Genomic DNA, 20,928 nt, shown 5'->3' on the forward strand with positions numbered 1-20,928 from the left:
TGGACACCGGCGAAGTTCACCCGTAACGAGTGAATCGACTACCGCCGGGCGCTTGGGAGTCTGGTTTCGTCACCGGTTCGACTATCAAGGAGGACGCAATGAGGTTTCTCGATGCTGCGGTTCAACTCCCGAACGACGACGGTTGTTGGCGCACTCTGCTGTTCCGTGGTGATCGGTTACTCGACCTCAACTGGAATCACGGCTACCAGGAATACAGGATCACTGACTACCAGAAAGAGTGGCAGAACCTGCCCCAATATTTCACGAGCGACCTCGATGCCGCCTGCCCGATCCCCGATGATAACGGCTGTTGGCGGACATTGCTTTTCAAAGGCGATCAGTTGCTCGAGTTGAACTGGGATCACGGCCCCAAGCAGTACACGATCAACCATTATCAGAAACAGTGGAAAAACATCCCCGCGTACTTTGCGAGCAACCTCGACACCACCTGTCAAATTCCCAATGATAGCGGTGGTAGTTGGCGGACACTGCTTTTCAAGGGCGATCAGTTGCTCGAGTTGAACTGGGATGACGGATTCGATCAGTGCCGAGTCCAGTTTTACGAGAAACAGTGGAAGAACATCCCCGACTTCTTTGCGAGCAACCTCGACGCCGCCTGTCAAATACCCAATGACGGCGGCAGCTGGCGCACTATGCTGTTCAAGCAGGACCAGATGTACGTCTTCACCTGGGATTACGGCGTACAATACGAAGGCCGCGTAGTCGATTACCCTGAGCCGAATAACACATACGTCTGGGAAAGGGCCTACCGCGCGCTCACGGAAGACTAAGTTCAGTCTCCCAATCGTCTGATTAGTCAGCTTGGGGGGTGGGCCGGTGGTGCATCATGTCCGTTGTGGCGAGGTCGGCGGGTGATCGGTTTCAGGTGTTGACGGACGGGCAGTGGGAGTTGCTGGAGCTGCTGTTGCCGAAATCCGAAGGGCGGGTATGTCGTAACTTCGCCGACAATCGTCTCGTGGTGGAGGGGATGCTGTATCGGTTGCGCACGAGTTCGCCGTGGCGGGATCTGCCGGAGGTGTTCGGGCCCTGGCAGGCGGTATGGAAGCGGCACCGCCGCTACGCCGAGGACGGCACGTGGGATCGGGTGCTGACCGCGTTACTCGCACTGGCTGATACGACCGGTGACCTGGACTGGGTGGCCTCGATCGATTCCACGGTCGTGCGGGTGCACCAGCACGGCGGCGGTGCCAGGCGCGACTCGGTGTCTGGGTTATGAACCCGCCGATCATGCGATCGGGCGCTCACGTGGTGGGTCGACGACCAAGGTGCATCTGGTCACCGATGGCCGCGGGCGGGGCTTGGCGGTGCAGCTCACGCCGGGACAAGCGGGCGACTCACCGATGCTCGCGCCCAGAACCTAGCCCTGCCCGACCAGGGGCGCGGTGCGCGTAAGCGGTCGCGGGCCAGGCCGCGGCGGTGGTCTGAACCGTCACGGGTTGGGGGCCGCTGATGGCCGGCCGGAGATTACTCGTCCTGCTCAATCCCATTGCACCGCGCCAGGTGGTGCGTGTCGACTCTCACCCTGCGATGTTTCGGATCGCCGCCAGCGCGTCGTTGATCTCCTCTTCGTAGAAGCCCGTGCGGTAGCGCGCTTCCTGGCTGCCCAGAAACTGAAAGGTGAGATCCAGCAAGCGTGGCCACACGTCGGCGATGGACGTCGGCAGGTGCCGCACGAGCTCACCGGTCGAGTCGGCCGCCTCCTCGTTGCCGTTGGACTGGCTCGCCGATGCTGAATTGTTCCCTTCGCCTTCGGCGGCGACCACTCTCACTCGCGCATCCGGGTCCAGTTGGCGGGGCACGAAGCGGACGAGTCGCTGCAGGCAGTCCTGGACTCCAGGGTTCCAGCCCAAGGGAATCAGGAGATCTTCCCGGACATTCACTATCTGAAGAGTGAGCTGTCGAACCGCTTTGAACTGTTCGACAGTGAGAAAAACCTCTCGTTGCGGCCGACCCGAAATCATCCGCGGCTCCACTCTGCGTCACTCCAGATCGTCAAAGTATTCCTTCCCTTCCTTCGGAGTGTGTACCGTTCCGCCCTCACCGTCTGATCGACAAATATAGAGCACTGCCGGAATACCGAGTCGGGTAAGAGCAGCCAATTCTGGTGCCGTCAACAGAAGTTAGGATCAATTGGTGCAAACCCTGGAAAGCGTCATGTCGATGGGTGTGTGCCACCGCACCATACTCGCTGAACTCGACTCCCTCTTCGCATCCCTCCAATCCCGCGTCTTCCGAGGCGAGCTGTGACCGCGCCGGTGTCGGCTATGCCGGTGTGGTCGGGCTTTCTCACGGCGGTGCTGGAAGTCCTCGCCGACGGCCACATCTGGCGTAAGCGCGACCTGCACACGGCGGTGGAGGATCATGTCGGGCTGACAGCCGAGCAGCGGGCCGAGGTGCTGCCGTCGGGGCAGGGGCGCGCTGACAACCGGATCGGGTGGGCCCTCAGCGGGCTGTACCGCGCGAAGCTCGTCGACAAGCCCCGAATTGGCGACGCTGGCCGGCCATATCCGCAGATTCGCCGACATGATGCGTCACCGACGCGGCAGCGACCTGGAAACCTGGATGAAGGCCGTCGACGCCGATAACCACCCCGCCCTGCACTCTTTCGTTCGCGGTCTACGCCGCGACCAGGACGCCGCTACCGCAGGACTCAGCATGGAACGGAATAGCGGCGCGGTCGAAGGCCACGTCAACCGCATCAAAATGATCAAACGCCAGATGTTCGGGCGCACCAACCTCGACCTGCTCCGCAAACGAATCCTGCTCAGCGACTGAACCATCCAGCCCGCCGAAATCACGGAAAGCTTGCCAGATCCACATTTCGAAGAGCGTCGACATGTCCCCATCATCTGTGTCGAACCGGGCCATCGGCTGGACTGGTCCTGAATCCGGCGCGCATTCCCGGACCGACTGAGAGTTCGTCAGCGGAAATGGCCGCGTGCAGCGTCTGGCGCCGCACCGAGTGAAGTAGGCCGCGCGCAACCACCCGGATCGGTGGGGTGTGCGGCGCGGTGGCAGGGCTCGCTGTGGTTGTGCCCCTCGGGGGTAGCGAGCCGGACACGTGTGCAATTCGCACCGCGATCCTCGCCAACACGCCACGACTCACCATGGTGGCCCTATGAAGGGATGGCGATAGTGGAGGAAGAGTTCGTGTACCGACAACGGACCCGGTTACGTGATCTCAGGGAGGCTTCCGCCGCACCGTCATACCCACTATTCGAGGGAGATCAGGACAGCATGAGAACCGACACCACCAGGTACAGTAATTTCACCGGCTGGATCGATCGACCGGACGATGTACGGCCCGCCTTGGACGGCGACCTCACCTGCGACATCGCCGTCGTCGGCGGCGGCATGGGTGGAATGGCGACCGCGCTGCGCCTCGCCGAGCGCGGCCAGGACGTGGTCCTGCTGGAGTCCGAGTTCTGCGGCTATGGCGCGGCCTCGCGCAACGGCGGTCAGATCGCCGGGGCGCCGGGTGGCGACTTGCGGATGCTCGGCCTGTTCTCCGGCAGCAAGCTCCCGATCATGGCCAAGCTGGCCGAGCACGCAGGCCACTATGTGGAAGATCTCATGAAGACTCATGACATCGACTGCGACTACGTGGCGAACGGTCTGGTGTGGGGTGCGGTCTCTCCCATCATGATGCTCAGGGTCCGCACGCAGGCGGCGATCCTGCGCGCCGCCGGTGGGCAGGGGACCGTCGGCACCAGTGAGCAGCTCGGCCTTCCGGCCGGTTTCGTCGGCGGCATGCGAGAGTCCATCGGCGGAATGCTGAACCCGGGCAAGCTCGCTCGCGGTGTGCGGCGCGCCGTTCTCGACTCGTCGGTCAAGCTCTTCGAGGAGTCGCCGGTGAGCGACGTCCGGCGGGTGGGCGGCATCGTCGAGCTCACGACACCGAACGGCACGGTGCGGGCCGACAAGGTGGTGCTCGCGACCAACGCATACTCCGGCGAATGGGACATCACACCCAAGAACCTCTCGGTGCCGATGTACGTCATAGAGATCGAGACCGAACCCATCGCGCCCGAGCGGATCGCCGAACTGGACTGGACCAGCCGGTCCGGAATCATCACCCAGCACCAGCTCATGACCCACTACCGGCTCACCGAGCGCAACACCATCGTCTGCGGAGTCCGCCGCCCGGAGCGTGGCCTGAGCTACCCGCTCCCGGATCGGGTTCCGTCCCCCAGCCTCGTGCAGGACATGGCGGCCGACCTGTCCGACCGATTCCCGACGCTGTCCGACGTGTCCATCGCGCGGGCCTGGGGCGGTTGGATCGGCATCACCGCCGACTGGCTGTCTGTCGCCGGTCAGGTAGGCAACAACATCTACTACTCGATGGCCTGCAACGGCCACGGCCTCTGTCAGGTGCCGTACGTGGGCAAGATGATCGCTGACTACATCGTCGACGACGAGATGCCGGAGGACCTCGCAGGCATCTGGTCGGACGTCCCGAAGTACCCGGCATCGATGGCGCGTCTCTTGAGTCCGTTCATGATCCGGCTCACCTGGAGCGTGGACCGGATCAGCGACTTCTTCAGCGGCAGCGGGACGCTGGCGCGGCGGAAGCTACGTCGCCGAGGACGCGCGAAGCGCTGAGTAGGCGGCGTCGGGGTCAGGCCGTGCCGCGGATCCGGAGGACTGTCAACGCCGTCGCGACTTCGGTCGGCCGGTCGGCGAAGGGGCGGGGGAGGAGTTCGTCGACGCGGGCGAGACGCCGGTCGATCGTGTTGCGGTGGGTGAACAGCCGCTCCGCGGTACTCGACCGGTTGAGGCCTTCCTCGACGTAGGTGAGCACCGTCTGATGCAGGACCGGGCTCGCGGCCTCGAAGTCGCCGAGGACATCCGTGACGAACTGATCGAGCTGGCTGACATCGGCCGACATCAGGTCGATCATCTGCACGTCCTCGTAACGGATCACGGTGAGGTTCGAGCGGAGCCGCGACAGAAGGCGTTGCGCTGCCGCGGCATCCAGGTGCGTTCGCCGGAATCCGTTGGTACCCGACGCCGCGCGGCCGAGCGCTACGCGAGCGCGGGGGTGCCGACTGAATATCTCCTCGAGCTCCGCCGCGGGTGGTACGGTCTTCGCCGGAATCCACAGCCACTGCGCAGAAGTCCCCGCCACAACGGTGAGTCGACTTCCCGCGCCGCAGGCCCGCATCAACTGCTCGCTCGCGGCGTCGAGTGCGTGCGCGTTGCGCTCCGAATCCGTCCACACGACTGCGCCGATGTGCGAGCCGGTCAGCGCGTATCCCAGCTGGGCCTCGGCCCTCGCCGGCGCGATGTCGGCACCCTGCAGCAGCAATTCGACGGTTGCGTAGCGCTGAAGTTGCGCGCCGCCCGCGAACTCCTCGCGGACCTCGTCGACCTGTTGTGCGAGTGCCGCGATGGCGTCGTCGACGGCGGTGGTCAATGAGCAGGCCGAGACCGCCACGAGCGACTCGAGCTCGTCGAGATCACCGGCCACCCTGAAGCATTCGGCGAGCCACCACCGCCACACGACGTACTGTCCGGCCCGCCACGAGGTGACCTCGTCGGTGGTGAGGCCGCGGAGAACGACGTTGCGCGCGTAGGTACGCGTCTCCTCACTGTCCGGTGGCGGGACCCGCACGCCGGGTGCGGCGATGTTCGACGTCAGCCACCTCTTGAGTGCGAAGACGCCGACGCGGTCGCTGGACTCGGCCAGCACGGGGTCCTGTGAGATCGCCAGGTAACGGGGGTCCCGGAGCGTCGCCTCCTCCATGTCGGCCAGAATCTCGGTGTGCCTGGCGAGCATGGTCTCGGCGACGTCGCGGAAGAGCTCGCGCACCCGGTCGGAGGGCACGGGCCACAGCTCGTCGGATGCCACGGTCATTCCACGAACCTCCATTGCTCGCCGTGACAACGAGTATGCGCCGCCCGCCCCGGCGATCGGGCGGCGCGCAGACCGCACGAGTCAGTCGAGACCCAGGTACTCGCCGAGCTCGCGGTAGTCGACCTGCCAGAGGCCGGGCGACCCCAGTGGATACTGGGACCGGAAGCCGAGGATGCGCTGCACGCGCTCGGGCAGGGTCTTCACGAGTTCCCGGTCCACGAGGAAGGGATACGCCTCCTCGCCGACCAGGTAGCCGGGGTTGAAGGCGAACGCGAGCCCGCGGCGGTACTGGTCCGTCGTGATATTGGCACCGCCGCCGTGGGCGGTCTTGCCGCTGAAGAACAGTGCGTCACCGGCCTTCATCGTGGCCGGGACCGTCTGATCCGGGGTGCCGCGATCCTGGAAGTCCGGCCAGTGATTGCTGCCGGGGATGACGCGGGTGGCGCCGTTGTCCTCGGTGAAGTCGGTCAGCGCGATGAGGAAGTTGAGGGTCACCTCCGGGCCGGCGGGACCCATCCCGACGAACGGGAACCAGTTCTCCAGGTCGCGGTGGAGCATCTGGGCGCGGTTGCCGGGGCCGATCTCGATGACCTGGGCGGTGGTCATCCAGAACGTACCGGACTCCTCGAGGAAGATCGCCTCGCACAATGCGTGCACCAGGTCGTGGTCGATCACCTCCTCCCGGAACACCTGGCTGTGCGTGACGAGGTTGGTCAGGCGCTTGGTGTTGGCGCCGTGGAACTCGTTGACGATCTCCAGCTCGTGCTTCCCGCCGGGGGTGAGCGCGGCCAGGGGTTCCTCGATCTGGGCGTTGAACCGCGCGACCTGGTCGGGGGTGAGCAGGCCCTCGATGATGACGCCACCGTCGCGATCGACGATCTCTCGGATCTCGGCGATGTCCGTGGTGTTGCTGACCCTCTGGAGAGTCGCATCGATCGATGTCATGGTGTGTTCCCTTCTACTGGTGAGGATCTGAGGCTGTCAGTCCGTCTTGGTCATCACGTGCTTGACGCGGGTGTACTCCTCGAGCGCGTAGATCGACATGTCCTTGCCGTATCCGGACTGTTTGAACCCGCCGTGGGGCATCTCCGAGAGGACGGGCATGTGGTCGTTCACCCAGACGCAGCCGAAGTCGAGGTCGCGTGCCGCGCGTGCCGAGTGATGGAGGTTCTGCGTCCAGATCGACGACGCCAGGCCGAACTCCACGTCGTTCGCCCACTCGAAGGCCTGGTCGATATCGGCCGCACGCTGCACGGTGACGACGGGGCCGAACTGCTCCGCCTGCACGAGCACGTCCGCCTGGCTCGGGTTCGCCACCACCGTGGGCTCGAGGAAGAAGCCGTCGCCGGGCAGGGCCTTGCCGCCGGTCAGGATGGTGCCGTCGGTCTTGGCGAGGACGTCGAGGATGGACTTCCGGTGCGCGGCCGAGATGAGCGGACCCATGTCGATGTCGCCCCCGGCATGGGGATCGCCGACCCGGATCGCCTGGACCGCGGGGACCAGCGCCTCGAGCAGCCGGTCGTAGATCCCCGGGGTGGCGATGACCCGGCACGCCGCGGTGCAGTCCTGGCCGCTGTTGGCGAAACCGGCGGTGGCGATGCCCGCGACGACCGCGTCGAGATCGGCATCGTCGAGGACGATGACCGGCGCTTTGCCACCCAGCTCGAGATGCGTCCGCGCGACGTGCGACGCGGCCACCTCGGCGATGTGCCGCCCGGTGCTGGTATCGCCGGTCAGGGAGACCAGGCCGATGCGGGGATCGGAGACCAGGTGGTCGCCGATGTCCGACGCCGACCCCGACAGAACGTTGAACACACCAGCCGGGAAGACGTCCTGTGCGAGCGCGGCGACGTAGAGGGCGGTCAGTGGGGTCTGGCGGGAGGGCTTGAGGATGCTGCAGTTCCCGACCGCGAGGGCCGGACCGAACTTCCAGGTCGCCATGAGCAGCGGATAGTTCCACGGTGCGATGCCGGCAACGACGCCGATCGGCTCGCGCCGCACGTAGGACTCGTAGCCGCGCAGGTACTCACCGCCCGCGCGTCCCTCCATCGTCCGCGCCGCACCCGCGAAGAATCGCAGATTGTCCACCACGAAGGGCACCTCGTCGCGGGCGACCGGGAGGGGTTTGCCGACGTTGCGGGACTCGAGCAATGCGATGTGCTCGGCGTGTTCTTCGATCTTGGACGCCAGGGTCAGGAGCATCTCCGCACGCTCGCCCGGGGTGGTGCGCCGGAACGAGCGGAACGCCTGCCCGGCTGCGGTCACGGCCGCGTCGACGTCCGCCTTTCCGCTGGCAGGAACCCGGGCCAGGACCTCGCCGGTCGCGGGTTCCAGGACATCGAGCAGCCGTCCGGATTCGGCGGCGACGAGTTCGCCGTTGATGAGGTTCTTCGCGCTGTAGGCACTGGGGTCGAGCATGGTGATCTCCTGTTGTCGGATGCGGTGGGGTGAGGTGGCTGGCGGAACTCAGCCCGGCGGGTGAGCGATCAGCTGTTGCTCGAGCTGGAACTTCTGGATCTTTCCCGTGGCGGTCTTGGGGAGCGTCGCGAACTCGATCCGGTCGGGGACCTTGAACTTCGCGAGGCGATCGAGCAGGTGGGCGCGCAGGTCGCCGCTGCTGAGCTCCGCGCCCGGGCGGAGGGAGACGAACGCCGCGGGGCGCTCGCCCCAGTGCTCGTGGGGAAAACCGACCACCGCGGCCTCGAGGACCGCGGGGTGCTCGAGGATCGCGCTCTCGATCTCGATGGAGCTGATGTTCTCCCCGCCGGAGATGATGAGGTCCTTCGCGCGATCGCGGATCTCGATATACCCGTCGGAATGTCGAACGGCGAGATCCCCGCTCCGGAACCATCCATCGGGCACCGCCGCCGCTGTGGCCGTGGGGTCGCGGTAGTACTCGGCGGTGACGTTGTTCCCGCGCAGCACGATCTCGCCGATCGTCGTCGCGTCGGCGGGCACGTCACCGCCGACCTCGTTCACCACGCGGACGCCGCCGGTGATGATGTTGCCGACGCCCTGGCGCGCGTTGAGGCGATCGCGTTCGGCCTCCGGCGCCGCGTCCCACACACGGTCCCACTCGTTGATCACAGCGGGCCCGTAGGTCTCGGTCATGCCGTATAGGTGGGTGACGTCCAGGCCGCAGAGGCGGGCCCGCGCCAGCAGTGCGGGTGCGGGTGGGGCGCCGCCGGTGGCGACCCAGACTCTCCGGGGCGAGATCGTCGTCGGAGGGTCCGAGGTGATGGTCGAGATGACGGTCGGCGCAGCGCACATGTGAGTGACTCCGGCATCGTCGATCGCCTCCCAGATCGCGTCCGCTTCGACCTTGGGCAGGCAGACGTGGGTCGCTCCCGCTGCGGTCACCGCCCACGTGAAGCACCACCCGTTGCAGTGGAACATGGGCAGAGTCCACAGGTAGACCGAGTTGAGGTCCATGCCCGAGTGGAAGGCCATCGCCACGGACTGCAGATAGGCGCCGCGGTGGGTGTACACCACGCCCTTGGGCTTCCCTGTGGTACCGGAGGTGTAGTTGATGGCGATCGGTGCGAGCTCGTCGTGCGACGAGATGTCCACCGGCGCACCGGAGGACACGATCGTCTCGTACTCCTCACCACCGGCGACCATCGTCATCCGACCCCGGGTCAGCGCGACAGCCTCGAGCGCGAGCGAGGTCAACGGGTCGGTCGCGATCAGTACCCGCGCCCCACTGTGATCGAGGATGAAGGCGATCTCCGTCGCGCTGAGCCGGGCGTTGAGCGGCACCAGGACGCCTGCGGCATAGGGGACCCCGTAGTGGGCTTCGAGCATTTCGAGGGTGTTGTGCGAGAGCACCGCGACGCGATCGCCCGGCTGGACGCCGCGGTCGACGAGAGCGCCGGCGAGACCGCGACAGCGGTCGTGCAGCCCGCGGTACGTGAGCGTGCGCGGGCCGTCGACGACAGCGGTCCGCTCGCCGTGGACGGATGCTGCGCGGTCGAGGAATCGCACCGGAGTCAGCGCGGAGAACGCGTGTGTCACAGCGATTCCGCCTCGGCCAGGTGGGTGCCCTTCGACGCGATCCGCGCGACCGGGAGGTCGCCCATGGAGAGGAAGCCGGGGGGAGCGTCGACGACCGCGGTCACGACGTTCACCGCTGCCGCAATCGTGCTCACGAACGACTCGAACCCGACGGGTGAGGACAGCTCGATCACCTGGTCGGCCCCCTCGATGCGGTAGTCGTCGCCCGCCCTTACCGGGTCGCTGCCGTCGAAGAAGCCGAACATGATCTCGAGGTCGATCACCGTTCGACCGCCCACCGTGCCGCGCGCGGCGTGGGTGACGGCGGCGATCCCACCGGGCTCGATGACGACGTGGTCTCCGGCCCGGACGGTGTCGCTGACTATCGCGGGGGAGACCCGGCCGACGACGATCGCGTCGAGCGACCAGCCGAGACCGGCGGCGAGCGCGCTGATGGCCTGCTCGAAGCCGTAATGGCCGACCACCGCCCCGGAGGCCTGCGCATCGTCGAATCGCGTCGGCGTGAGCCCGAGGCCGAATTTGGACAGGATCGCGCCGTAGCGCGACATGTTCGTCCGGCGGCGGATGACGACCCGCTCGACGTGCTGGGTCAGTGTTGTCAGTAGGAGCGGGAGTGTGTCCATCAGGACGCCGGGGTTCGCGCCCGTACCGAGGACGGTGACGCCGTGGGCCTTCGCGGTCTCGTCCAGGCGGCGGGCGATATCCGGGTGGCTGGACCACGGGTATGACAATTCTTCGCAGATGCTCATCACGTTGTACGAGCGTTCGAGCAACGGCATGAGGGTGTCCACGACCAGGCTCAGGTCCGAGGTCGTTGCCACGATGGCCAGGTCGGCCGTGGGAAGACGGGAGGGTTCGTCGATGACGGTGACCCCGCTCGCGCTGAGGCCGGCAAGGGTACCGAGGTCGGCGCCGACGACGGCGGGATTCCGGTCGGCCGCACCGACGATCTGCACGTCGGTGCGCCGCAGGAGGGATTCGGCCATGGCGAGCCCGGTGGCGCCGAGGCCGACCATGACGATCGTGTGAGTCAAGGTCTTGTCCTTCGGTGAGAATGGTTGCCGGAGTCGGCGACGGCTACTCCAGCGTTCCGGCGGTCGGTCGGAGGCGTCCCACTACGGGTCCGAGGGCGAGGGAGCCGACGAGCAGCACGATGATGGTGACCGAGACGCTCTGCTCGGCTCCCGCGAGAAGGTCGAGATCGAGCAGCATCGCCGCCAGGATCACGAGCAGTCCGCCGAGGCCGAGCAGGGGTGCGACCAGGGTCCGCAAGGCGGAGGTTCCGTGGGACTTACGGCGGAAGTAGGCCAGCACGGCGGAGCACGTCAGCACCAGCAGGATCACGTATCCGACCGAGCCGAGCCCTGAGGTCCAGGTGTACAGCTGACTCATCGGATCGAGGCCGATCGCGACGGCGAGCACCACGACGACGACCATCGTCGCTGTCACCGCGAGCGAACCGCGATGCGGTGAATCGTGTCTCGGGTGAACCGCCGCCAGGCGCCGTGGAAGCAGGTCCCGGGACGACAGCGAGAGGGTGTACCGGGGGAGGATGTTGTGCCAGGTCAGGGCCGCGGCGAAGGTGCTGGTGACGAACAGGGGCACGATCAGATCCGCGCCGACCCGGCCGAGGTACTGCAGCGCGACCGACGACAGCAGTCCCTCGGGATCGGCGGTGGCGGCCGCGACGACCTGACTGTCACCGATCCCGCTGATCGCCGACCACGAGCTGATCGTGTAGAACAGGCCGACGACGGTCACGGAGACGACGGTCGCCCGGCGGACGGTGCGCACGGGGTCCTTCGCCTCGTCGCGGAACACGGCGGCTGCCTCGATGCCGATGAAGCTGAGGACGGCGAAGATGAGAGCCACACCGGGCGCGCCGCTGAAGACATCCTCGAGGGAGACGGCGCCGTCGGACAGTCCCTCCGGTCCGCCGCCGCGCAGGATGATCGAGGCGTTCAGCACGACGACGAGGCTGACCTCCGCGACCAGTAGGACGCCGAGCACTTTCCCCGACACCTCGACGTTCCGGTGGCCCAGGAATGCGATGATCCCCAGCCCGACCGCGGCCCACACCCACCATGGCATCGAGGGGCCGCCGTAGGACCTCACCATCGCGTCGGTGCCGATCCCGAGCAGCACGTACAGCCCGATGTAGATGCATGTGTAGGACAGCATGGCCAGGTAGCCGGTGCCGATCCCGGCCACCCGGCCGAGCCCCGCGTGCACGTAGGAGTAAAAGGCTCCCGCGGATCGGACGAAGGGCATCATGGTGGTGAATCCGACGACGAAGAGGAGGAGCACGGCGAGCGTGGCGAGGTACGCCGCCGGGAGGCCCGCCCCGTTGCCGAGCGAGAGCCCGAGTGCCATCGGCCCTCCGACGACGCAGAGCGGGGCCGCGCCCGCGATGATGATGAGCGAGATCGAGAGGACGCCGAGATTGCCGTGAAGGCGGCCCGGACGCTCTGACGCAGCGTTCTCGTGGGTCCCGGTGATCATGTCTTCCCTCATGAGATGGTTCGCCGCACTGCCGCGGTCAGGGGATCAGCAACTGGCGCAGCTGGGCACCGCTGGCGAGATCCGACAGAGCCTGCGCCGCCTCGTCGAGCGGCCTGCGGGCGGTGATCAGCTCGTCGAGGAGAAGTTCCCCGGTCATGTACAGGTCGACGAGCTTCGGGATGTCGAACTGCGGCCGGATGCTGCCGTAGTTGGAACCGAGGATCCGCGCGTCCATCTCGGCGAGCGCGAGGGGCTCGAAGGAGGCCGTGGCGCCCGCGGCCGGGAGTCCGACGACGACGGCGGCACCGCCCAGGCCGAGCGCGCGGATCGCGGCCTCGGTGGTGGTCACATGCCCGATCGCGTCGAAGGCGAAGTCCACCCCGTCGGGCATCAGGTCGCGCAACGCGTCGACCGCGTCCGCACCATCGAGGCCGATCGCGTCAGTGGCGCCGAAGGTCTTCGCGAGCGCGGCCCGTTCGGGGGAGAGGTCGACGGCGACGATCCGCTCCGCACCCTGCAGGCGGGCGCCCTGGACGATGTTGAGTCCGACTCCGCCGCAGCCGATCACCGCGACGGTGGCTCCCGCTGTCACCTTGGCCGTGTTGACGACAGCGCCGACGCCGGTGGCGGCGGCGCAGCCCACCAGCGCGATGGATTCGAGCGGCGCGTCTGTGCGGACCTTGATCGCGCCGGTCGCGGGGACGACGGCCTCCTCGGCCCAGGAGGACACTCCGAGGTAGTGGTTGACGCGCTGCCCACCGCGGCTGAGCCGGCTGGTTCCGTCGAGCAGGCTGCCAGTGGCGTTGATGACCGTCGCAACCTGATGGCAGCGGGTCTCCCGGCCGGCGAGGCATTCGCGACACTCCCCGCAGTACGGGTTCCACGACAGCACGACGTGGTCGCCCACGGCGAGGTGAGTGACACCCGGGCCGACCTCGGTGATCACACCCGAGCCCTCGTGACCCGGCACCAGGGGCGCGGGGACCTCCCACTCACCTCGGACGAGGTGCAGTTCCGAGTGACACACCCCCGCCGCCGCGATCTCGACGCGGACCTCGTTGCGCAAGGGCGCTGCGAGGTCGATGTCTGTGATCTCGACGGATGTGTCCTCGTCGGTGAACAGTGCGGCGCGCATGGCTCGACTCCTTTGTTGGGCAACGTGATTGGCGGGACCGCACACAACGCGTTCCGTCATGGGAGGGCGGCTCAGCTGCTGAAACGATGTGGCGTGGATCTCACTGTGACGGCTCGGTGGGCGGATCGGCCACAGCATGTTTCAGCTACTTGCGCGGCGAAGCGGTGCAGATTGCACTCCGCGCACCAGTCCTCGTGCGGCGCGAGCCGGGAGGGGTGAGATTTCCACCACTGCGCCCCACAAGACGCTGAGATTCGATGTGGTGTGGCCCACATTCGGACCGGCAACCTGAACACCTCACGACGCGCTCGGCGCAGGAAGGCAGCGAAGGATGAGCAACACAGCACCCGGCCCGGAGTATTTCGACGTCGTCATCATCGGTGGAGGGATCTCGGGTATCGGCGCCGCGACGTACATCACCCAGGAGTTCCCGAACAAGAAGGTGGTGCTCCTCGAGGGGCGCGATTCCATCGGCGGCACGTGGGACCTGTTCAAGTACCCCGGCATTCGCTCCGATTCGGACCTGCACACCTTCGCTTACGAGTTCAAGACCTGGAAGGACGAGAACGCGATCGCCGACGCCCCGCTGATCCTCGACTACCTCGAGGAGACCGTCGAGGAGTACGGCCTCGCCGATCGCGTGCGCTACCGGCACAAGGTGGTCTCCGCCGCATGGTCGAGCGATGACGCCCAGTGGCTGCTCAACGTCGACGTGACGGAGACCGACGGCACCATGCGCCGCGAGGTCATCAGGGCAGGCTGGGTGTTCGGCGCCACCGGCTACTACGACTACGAGAAGGGCTTCACCCCGGAGTTCCCGGGCCGCGAGGACTTCACCGGCGACATCATCCACCCGCAGCACTGGCCCGAGGGCTACGACTACTCCGGTAAGAAGGTCGTGGTGATCGGCAGCGGCGCCACCGCGATCACGCTGATCCCGTCGATGCTCGAGGGCGACGGCGCGGCCGCGCACGTCACGATGCTGCAGCGCACGCCGACCTACATCCTGACGCTGCCGCGGGTGGACGCCCTGAGCCTCAAGCTCACCCGCCTGCTGGGCGAGCGCGGCGGCTACCTGGCCACCCGGTGGAAGAACATCTTCATCGACTGGACCATTGTCGAGCTGCTGACCCGGTTCCCGAACGCTTCCCGCCGCTACATCCGCAGCGTCAACGTCAAGGAATTGCCCGCCGATTTCGACGTCGACAAGCATTTCAACCCGCCGTACAACCCGTGGGAGCAGCGCCTCTGCCTCGCGCCCGACGGCGACTTCTTCAAGTCCATCCGCGACGGTAGCGCCTCGGTCGTGACCGACCGCATTCGCCGGTTCACCGCCACCGGTATCGAACTCGAGTCCGGCGAGCACCTGGACGCCGACGTCATCGTCACCGCGACCGGGCTGAACCTGCGCCTCTTCGGCGGCATCGACCTCACCGTGGACGGGCGCCCCGTCGACCTGCCCAACACCGTGGTGTACCGCGGCATGATGCTCTCCGGCGTGCCGAACTGGATGAACGCGATCGGCTACACCAAGTCGTCCTGGACGCTCAAGATCGGACTGCTCGGCAAGAGCATCATCGAGCTGCTGCGCCACATGGACACCCACGGCTACGACACCGCCGTCCCGCACGCACCCGCAGGCGTCGGAACCCGCTCCATGCTCGACCTCAACTCGGGCTACATGCAGCGCGCCAAGAACGATCTGCCGCGCCAGGGCGATGTCATGCCTTGGAAGACGGAGAACGTTTTTCTCGATGACCGGAAGATGTATCGCGGCTCCGTGATCGATCAGAACCTCCGGTTCAGCTCCCGCCTCGAGCGCGAGCTCAGCGACCGCACCGTCGTGGAAGAAGCACGGCCATGACCGTGACCGCGCAGGCTCCCGCGCCCGTACAGGCGCCCGTCGCGCTGAGCATTGCTGAGCGGCTGCAGCGCGCCGCGTTCACCGCGCTCGGCAGCATCCCCGGCGGTCTGCTCCGCCGGATCGCGCCTCGGGTGGTCAACGCCGACGGCGACGTAATGGCGCCCGAGATCGCGCTGCTGCTGAAGGCCACCGCAGGCGCACCGGACTTCAGCGACGGCACTCCGGAACAGGCGCGCGCGATCGTCGCGAACGACTCGCGGGTGTTCGCCGACAAAGCACCCGAGGGCGTGCGTGTCGAGCCCGAGATCGTGATGCCGACCGGGCTGCGCGCGACCATGTATCGGTCGGCGGCGCCCTCGAATGCCCTGGTCCTGTTCCTGCACGGCGGAGGTTTCGTCCTGAGCAGCAGGCAGGACTACGACGTGCCCGCCCGCTTGATCGCCGACGGCGCGGGCGTCAACGTGCTCTCGGTCGAGTACGGCTTGGCGCCGGAATCCCCGTTCCCCGGGCCTGTCGACGACGCGGTCGCCGCCTGGCGGTTCGCCGTCGAGCACAGCGCCCAGTGGGGGATCGACCCCGCACGGATCGTGCTGCTCGGCGACAGCGCCGGCGGCAACCTGTGTGCCGTGCTGGCCAACATCGTGGCGGGCGAGCAGGTCCGGCCCTTCCTGCAGGTGCTCATGTACCCGGTCGTGGACGCGGTGGGGAAATACGCATCGAGGACGGAGTTCGCCGGCAGCACCGCACTGTCGGCCAAGCAGATCGACTGGCTGACGGACATGTACCTGCCGGACCGGATCGACGGACTCGACCCGCGGGTCTCGCCGATGCTCGCGGAGGACCTGTCCGGCGCGCCTCCGACGCTGATCACCGTGGCCGGTTTCGACCCTCTCCGGGACGAGGCGCTCGCGTACGCCGCGCGCATCGAGGCGGCCGGAGTCCCGGTACGCGTCTTCCGTGAGAGCGGCCTGGTGCACGGCTATGTCTCGATGACGCGCATCAGCCCCACGGCCCGCGCTGCGCTCGATCGGGTCACCGACGCTGTCCGTACCGCACTCGAGGAGTTCTGATGAGCACCCCCCGCATGATTCTCGTCCTGCTCGCCGACCTCGCGATGGTCGGGGCCGGTTTCTACTACGGCATCAAGTTGCTCCGCGGCTTCCGCAACTTCCTACTCGGTCTCGAATGGGTCGTGATGGCGGTGTCCGGCGTGAACGTGCTGTACCTCGCCGCGATCAACGTGGACCACGAGAGCCTCAGTTACCACGTCATGGTCTTCTTCGACGCCTTCTCCCGCTCGTTCGGTATGACGGTGATCCTCATCCTCGGCATGATGGCGGTGACCCACCGATATCGCCCGACCTGGGTGGTGGAGGCCCTCGCCATCTCGGCCGGCATCGCGGTGGGCCTCAACCGTGCCCTCGAGCCCCGAGCGGTGGAACCGAGCTGGGCGATCTTCTACCTCGTGATGAACCTCGCCGCCGCGCTGTTCATGTTCGTCTACATGGTGCCGAAGCTGTTTCGCGCGGGCGATCACAGCAACGCGACATGGCTGGCGCTGGGCGCCGCGCTCGGCGCCTATGTGGCCATCATCTACGACTACTTCCCGATCCCCGGCGACGACGCGGATCACACGCTGTTCTACATCATCTCGCTGACGATCTGGGCACTGATGATCGTGACCTTCTCGCGCGGCTATCTCGCCCTCGAACGGTTCAACGCGCAGGTGGACGCGCGCACATCGGCTACGGAAGACGTCATTCGACGGGGATCAATCGCTTGACCAGCCAACATGCGCTCGACAACGGCGGGGTCGTCGGGGTCATAGCCTTGGTGTCGACCATGAGGTGGTCGATCTCGCGGTGGTTGTCGACCGATTCGGTGGCCAGAAGCGTCCGGTCGCCGGGTACGAGGCAGCGGGCGATCTCGGCGACGACATCGGCGGGCCGTGTGGAGTGGTAGAGGCAGAACGTCGCCACGAGCACATCAAACGTGGTGTCAGGTATCGGGAGGTGGCGGAAGTCGCCGGGCACCGTTCCACTGCGAATCCTGCGGTGGCGCGCTTGTTCACGGTGGACTGGAACGCCGGGGAAACGTCGACGACGGTGTGGTGGTCGAGTGCGAGCGTTTCGGCAAGGGTGAGGGTGATTGTTCCGAAGCCGAGGCCATCGAGCTGGCCAACAGCACTCCGTACGGCATTGGCTCCCATGTGTTCACCACGGACCCCGGGCAGGCGATACGGGTCGCCGACGAGAGGAAGCGCGGCATCGGCGTCCGCTCGGTGATCAAGTACTGAAATCCCAAGCCTGCCAGGCTCCTGAAGAAAGGCGCTGGTCATCCCATGGCCCTGGAATCCTCACGGACCGCATTCGAACGAGCCCGCCGCAGCGTCGGCGGCGGCGTGGGGTCCGGCCTGCGCGCCGCGATGCGTCCCCATCCGCTCTTCGTGCGAGAAGCGCGGGGCGCGCACATCTGGGACCTGGACGGCGACCGCTACGTCGACTACGTGATGGCCTGGGGCCCGCTCGTGCTCGGACACAGCGATCCGCGCATCCTGTCCGCTGTGTCAGAGGCCGCGACGACGATGCAGGTCGTCGGCACGGGCCACGCCCTCGAATACCTCGCCGCGGAAGCGGTTCTCGAAGCCGTACCGCATGGCGAGCGGCTGCTGTGGAGCAACACCGGAACCGAAGCGGTGCAGGTCGCCCTGCGGCTCGCCCGAGCCGCGACCGGGCGGCGCCGCGTCCTCAAGTTCGCCAAGAGCTACCACGGCTGGCACGACACCGTGTACGCCGGGATGGCCGAGGACGACAGCGACCGACCCGCGCGCCCAGGCAGCAAAGGCCAGTCGCCCAGCGTTCTGGACGATCTGGTCGTGGCGCGCTTCAACGACGTCCATCTGGCCGAGCGTCTCCTGCGCGAGTCCGTCGAACGCGACATCGCGGCGGTGCTCATCGACCCGGTGATGAGCAACGCCGGTGTCGAGGCGCCCGCGCCGGAGTTCCTGTCCACGCTGCGAAATCTCTGTGACCGCCACGGCGTCGTCCTCGTTTTCGACGAGGTGATCGCCGGGTTCCGGATCGCACGTGGCGGCGCCGCCGAGAAATACGGTGTGCTCCCCGACCTGGCGGTCTACGGAAAGGCGATGGCCGGCGGATTCACCCAGAGCGCCGTCGTCGGCCGAGCGGAACTGGTCGACCAGGTGACCAACGGCGTCATCCACGCCGGAACCTTCAACGCCAACCCCATCGCGCTCGCAGCCGTCGAGGCGACGATGCGCGTACTGGCCGACCCCGATGTCTACGAGGCACTCGAGACGATCTCCGCGGAGTTCGACTCCGTCGTCGGCGCTGTTCTCGGTTCGGTTCCCGGCAGCGGCAGCTTCAACCGCGTCGGCTCGCTCCTCCAATACGTCCCCGCGGGCGGGACCACCGGACTCCATGGCACCGGCGGGCTCTGGACAACGATCACGGAAGGGATGCTGCGGCAAGGTTTCCTGTTCATGCCTTCCGGTAAAATATTCCTCAGCACAGCGCACACCACCGCCGACGTCGAGGCAACGGCCGCGGCACTCTCCCAAGTCATTTCGATGCACTGAATTCGGCATGAGCGTGACCGGCCGGGCGACAACGGGCGCGAGCCGCTTGTCGTACAGCTCGGGCAGGAAGGCGGTCGCGTAGAATCTGAACCTCGAAAGGACACTATGCAAGCTCCTACCTTTGTTTCAGTCCTCGCTAGCGGCGTCGTCGGTAGCGCGCTCCTGTTTCAAGCTGCGCCGGCCTCAGCGGAGTCGCACACCGCTATGCCGACGCTGTTCGCGCAGTTCGATGGCGGCCTGTGCGCGACGACCATCGACGCCAAGGCCAACATCTTCGATGACAGCAACCAGGTCTCCATCGGCTACCAGACCAACGACATCGCAGGCACCGGCAGTGCCGGATGCGGGTCGTCGCTGGTCGCGGTCGTCAGCTGGCGCAATCTGAACAGTGGCGGGGTCGGTAGCGTCTCGCGGCACATGTTCCACAACGAGACCAACTCGATATCCTTCGCCCCCGGCCCGGGATGGATCGCGATCGAGCTGACCACTCTCAGTGCTCATTTCCCCGACGCTTCCCGTCTCGAGGTCGTCATGCACGGTTGATCGCCTAGAGCGATGGCCCGGCCCCAGCGGAGTCGGGAGGTGCCGGTGTTGGCGGCGCAGCGTGAGATGCATGCTGGTGGGCGGATAGAACACCAGGAGTCGTTGTTCGGGTGCGGCGACAGCCAGTAGCCGGTCACCGGACTGGATGCGTTAGGAGCGGCGGACTTCAACGGGCAGATGCAGATGATGCTGGGATGTCACCGAATAGGGTCCGTCGCTGCACTCGGTCACGACGATCACCTTATCGACCACCTCGATCGCCACAGCCTGATCCGCTTGCCAGCCAAGCTTTTTCAGTGGCGAGCTGTCGGCTACGCGACCGTTGCCGCCGATGGTGGTCACCGTGTAGTACAACGCAGCAGCGTCCTCGTCTGCGACAGGTGGTCCCGGCTTGCGGAACGGGCGGAACACCGGCTGCCGGTCGGTGACGGGATCGGCGGACTTGGAGTTCATGCCACCGTACATTCGGGAAATCGACTGGCCAGTTCACGCGTCTCCTCGTCGACCGAGATCATCGAATGAATCCCCCGCAGCGCTGCCACCGACAGGTAGCGCTCTTCCAGCATCCAGGCACCCCGAAGCCTGGTCAACCGATACAAACCCCATCGGGCACGGTCCGATGCCGGCGACCGCTTGCCGACTTCGCGGATGTGTCCGGGCAAGTCTTCAAACACCCCAACAGGGCATCCATGCCCTGAAACAGAGCAGAAAAGGCCGGAACATGTGCGAGAACACACACTCGGAGCAACAAAAAACACGCATTCAGTGCATAAATGCACTGAATGCGTGTTTTTTCGTGTCCGGAGGGGGAGTCGTACACCGGAATTGCAGCAGCTGTGCACGGCTAGTGTGCATATGCCATCACCATACACATTTCTCTCGTTTTTGGCCTTCTTCCGACACGCCTCTGAGGCAGACGACTTCTGCTGCGGATTTGCTGAAGTGCGTTGCGTTGCAGGGGTGTTGAGCAGTACGCCCGGTGCCGATGGACAGCTGCAGACGCTCCAGCGACCGAGTGCCCGCCCGGAGTGGACTGCTCTGGTCGGGCGTCGATTCGGGGGAGTCCTCGCTGGTATACGGTGCGCAATCTTGTCTACTTGCCACGCGTAAAGCATTGCGTCCGGTCTTGGTGCACGTCAATGCCTGTAAGACACCCGTTCGGGTGCATTTTGCTGGTTCGGTAATGCCTGCAGACGAGCACGTGGGAAGTGTTGGTCGTAGCGAGCTTCTGATGCAGCGGATAGTAACTCTGCTGTCACCGAGTCAAACGGCTTGTCCCTACGACTGATACGATCCACTTTCTCAAGTCGTGGCCATGAGAGCTTCTTCACGCGGACGTAGACGCACAAGATAGACTGACAATATCGGCGGTATCGGCGATGTTGGACCATGTG

At 66.2% G+C, this 20,928-nt stretch carries 21 protein-coding genes and 1 pseudogene; 11 read left to right on the top strand and 11 right to left on the bottom strand.

Annotated elements, in window-relative coordinates:
* The first annotated feature begins 98 nt into the window (after positions 1-98).
* On the top strand, positions 99-791 hold the full coding sequence (locus NNI01S_RS31440) for a hypothetical protein (RefSeq protein WP_063024930.1): 693 nt from the start codon (positions 99-101) through the stop codon (positions 789-791).
* Between the two features lie 65 nt (positions 792-856).
* Positions 857-1,237: an IS5 family transposase gene (locus NNI01S_RS31445; RefSeq protein WP_169813049.1), complete on the top strand. Its 381-nt coding sequence runs from the start codon at positions 857-859 to the stop codon at positions 1,235-1,237.
* 301 nt (positions 1,238-1,538) lie between these two features.
* On the opposite strand, the gene NNI01S_RS35045 is transcribed toward NNI01S_RS31445, so the two are convergent.
* A complete protein-coding gene (locus NNI01S_RS35045) occupies positions 1,539-1,982 on the bottom strand; it encodes a hypothetical protein (protein ID WP_157115122.1) in 444 nt (147 codons plus the stop codon).
* A gap of 282 nt (positions 1,983-2,264) precedes the next feature.
* Here NNI01S_RS35045 and NNI01S_RS36260 point away from each other — a divergent pair, with 282 nt between their 5' ends.
* The 3 genes from NNI01S_RS36260 to NNI01S_RS31465 all read left to right on the top strand — a co-directional run bounded on the left by NNI01S_RS36260 (position 2,265) and on the right by NNI01S_RS31465 (position 4,623).
* Positions 2,265-2,606: a winged helix-turn-helix domain-containing protein gene (locus tag NNI01S_RS36260; RefSeq protein WP_245676456.1), complete on the top strand. Its 342-nt coding sequence runs from the start codon at positions 2,265-2,267 to the stop codon at positions 2,604-2,606.
* Entirely contained in the window at positions 2,584-2,796 is a 213-nt protein-coding gene (locus NNI01S_RS31460; protein ID WP_169813050.1) for a transposase, read from the top strand. The genes NNI01S_RS36260 and NNI01S_RS31460 overlap by 23 nt, the downstream gene beginning before the upstream one ends.
* Positions 2,797-3,258: 462 nt before the next feature.
* Positions 3,259-4,623: an NAD(P)/FAD-dependent oxidoreductase gene (locus NNI01S_RS31465; protein WP_063024938.1), complete on the top strand. Its 1,365-nt coding sequence runs from the start codon at positions 3,259-3,261 to the stop codon at positions 4,621-4,623.
* Between the two features lie 16 nt (positions 4,624-4,639).
* On the opposite strand, the gene NNI01S_RS31470 is transcribed toward NNI01S_RS31465, so the two are convergent.
* The 7 genes from NNI01S_RS31470 to NNI01S_RS31500 all read right to left on the bottom strand — a co-directional run bounded on the left by NNI01S_RS31470 (position 4,640) and on the right by NNI01S_RS31500 (position 13,529).
* A complete protein-coding gene (locus NNI01S_RS31470) occupies positions 4,640-5,878 on the bottom strand; it encodes a PucR family transcriptional regulator (protein ID WP_439956160.1) in 1,239 nt (412 codons plus the stop codon).
* Positions 5,879-5,959: 81 nt separating this feature from the next.
* On the bottom strand, positions 5,960-6,823 hold the full coding sequence (locus NNI01S_RS31475; RefSeq protein ID WP_063024941.1) for a phytanoyl-CoA dioxygenase family protein: 864 nt from the start codon (positions 6,821-6,823) through the stop codon (positions 5,960-5,962).
* 36 nt (positions 6,824-6,859) lie between these two features.
* On the bottom strand, positions 6,860-8,296 hold the full coding sequence (locus NNI01S_RS31480; protein WP_063024943.1) for a gamma-aminobutyraldehyde dehydrogenase: 1,437 nt from the start codon (positions 8,294-8,296) through the stop codon (positions 6,860-6,862).
* A 48-nt stretch (positions 8,297-8,344) separates the two neighbouring features.
* A complete protein-coding gene (locus tag NNI01S_RS31485; protein ID WP_063024945.1) occupies positions 8,345-9,892 on the bottom strand; it encodes an AMP-binding protein in 1,548 nt (515 codons plus the stop codon).
* A complete protein-coding gene (locus tag NNI01S_RS31490) occupies positions 9,889-10,926 on the bottom strand; it encodes a dihydrodipicolinate reductase (RefSeq protein WP_084489447.1) in 1,038 nt (345 codons plus the stop codon). Before NNI01S_RS31490 ends, NNI01S_RS31485 begins: the two co-directional genes overlap by 4 nt.
* A 43-nt stretch (positions 10,927-10,969) precedes the next feature.
* Positions 10,970-12,394 carry an APC family permease gene (locus NNI01S_RS31495; protein WP_063024949.1) on the bottom strand — a complete coding sequence of 475 codons (1,425 nt, stop codon included), beginning with the start codon at positions 12,392-12,394 and terminating at the stop codon, positions 10,970-10,972.
* Between the two features lie 37 nt (positions 12,395-12,431).
* Positions 12,432-13,529: an alcohol dehydrogenase catalytic domain-containing protein gene (locus NNI01S_RS31500; protein ID WP_063024950.1), complete on the bottom strand. Its 1,098-nt coding sequence runs from the start codon at positions 13,527-13,529 to the stop codon at positions 12,432-12,434.
* Between the two features lie 331 nt (positions 13,530-13,860).
* Between NNI01S_RS31500 and NNI01S_RS31505 the strand changes: the two genes are divergently transcribed.
* The 3 genes from NNI01S_RS31505 to NNI01S_RS31515 are packed head-to-tail and all read left to right on the top strand — an operon-like array spanning position 13,861 to position 17,176.
* The gene (locus tag NNI01S_RS31505; RefSeq protein ID WP_063024952.1) at positions 13,861-15,393 is read left to right on the top strand and encodes a flavin-containing monooxygenase; all 1,533 of its coding nucleotides are present in this window, start codon (positions 13,861-13,863) and stop codon (positions 15,391-15,393) included.
* Complete coding sequence (locus NNI01S_RS31510) at positions 15,390-16,463, top strand: alpha/beta hydrolase (RefSeq protein ID WP_063024957.1); 1,074 nt, start codon at positions 15,390-15,392, stop codon at positions 16,461-16,463. Before NNI01S_RS31505 ends, NNI01S_RS31510 begins: the two co-directional genes overlap by 4 nt.
* Positions 16,463-17,176: a hypothetical protein gene (locus NNI01S_RS31515; protein WP_063024959.1), complete on the top strand. Its 714-nt coding sequence runs from the start codon at positions 16,463-16,465 to the stop codon at positions 17,174-17,176. The genes NNI01S_RS31510 and NNI01S_RS31515 overlap by 1 nt, the downstream gene beginning before the upstream one ends.
* Here the strand turns inward: NNI01S_RS31515 and NNI01S_RS31520 are convergent.
* Positions 17,151-17,453, bottom strand: a pseudogene (locus tag NNI01S_RS31520) (class I SAM-dependent methyltransferase); the annotation flags it as partial. The gene NNI01S_RS31515 and the pseudogene NNI01S_RS31520 overlap by 26 nt on opposite strands.
* A 50-nt stretch (positions 17,454-17,503) precedes the next feature.
* Between NNI01S_RS31520 and NNI01S_RS36720 the strand changes: the two are divergent.
* The 3 genes from NNI01S_RS36720 (at position 17,504) to NNI01S_RS31535 (ending at position 19,534) form a co-directional block, all read left to right on the top strand.
* Positions 17,504-17,689, top strand: coding sequence for an aldehyde dehydrogenase family protein (locus NNI01S_RS36720; protein WP_439956161.1), 186 nt, complete (start codon positions 17,504-17,506; stop codon positions 17,687-17,689).
* Between the two features lie 45 nt (positions 17,690-17,734).
* A complete protein-coding gene (locus tag NNI01S_RS31530) occupies positions 17,735-18,991 on the top strand; it encodes an aspartate aminotransferase family protein (RefSeq protein ID WP_063024965.1) in 1,257 nt (418 codons plus the stop codon).
* A gap of 105 nt (positions 18,992-19,096) precedes the next feature.
* Positions 19,097-19,534, top strand: a complete 438-nt coding sequence (locus NNI01S_RS31535) for a hypothetical protein (protein ID WP_157115124.1) — start codon at positions 19,097-19,099, stop codon at positions 19,532-19,534.
* A gap of 150 nt (positions 19,535-19,684) precedes the next feature.
* Here the strand turns inward: NNI01S_RS31535 and NNI01S_RS31540 are convergent, their stop codons facing one another.
* The gene (locus tag NNI01S_RS31540) at positions 19,685-19,987 is read right to left on the bottom strand and encodes a hypothetical protein (protein WP_063024968.1); all 303 of its coding nucleotides are present in this window, start codon (positions 19,985-19,987) and stop codon (positions 19,685-19,687) included.
* Positions 19,984-20,208, bottom strand: a complete 225-nt coding sequence (locus NNI01S_RS35055) for a hypothetical protein (protein WP_157115125.1) — start codon at positions 20,206-20,208, stop codon at positions 19,984-19,986. The genes NNI01S_RS31540 and NNI01S_RS35055 overlap by 4 nt, the downstream gene beginning before the upstream one ends.
* Between the last annotated feature and the right edge of the window lie 720 nt (positions 20,209-20,928).

Source organism: Nocardia niwae NBRC 108934 = DSM 45340 (assembly GCF_001613465.1).
GTDB lineage: Bacteria > Actinomycetota > Actinomycetes > Mycobacteriales > Mycobacteriaceae > Nocardia > Nocardia niwae.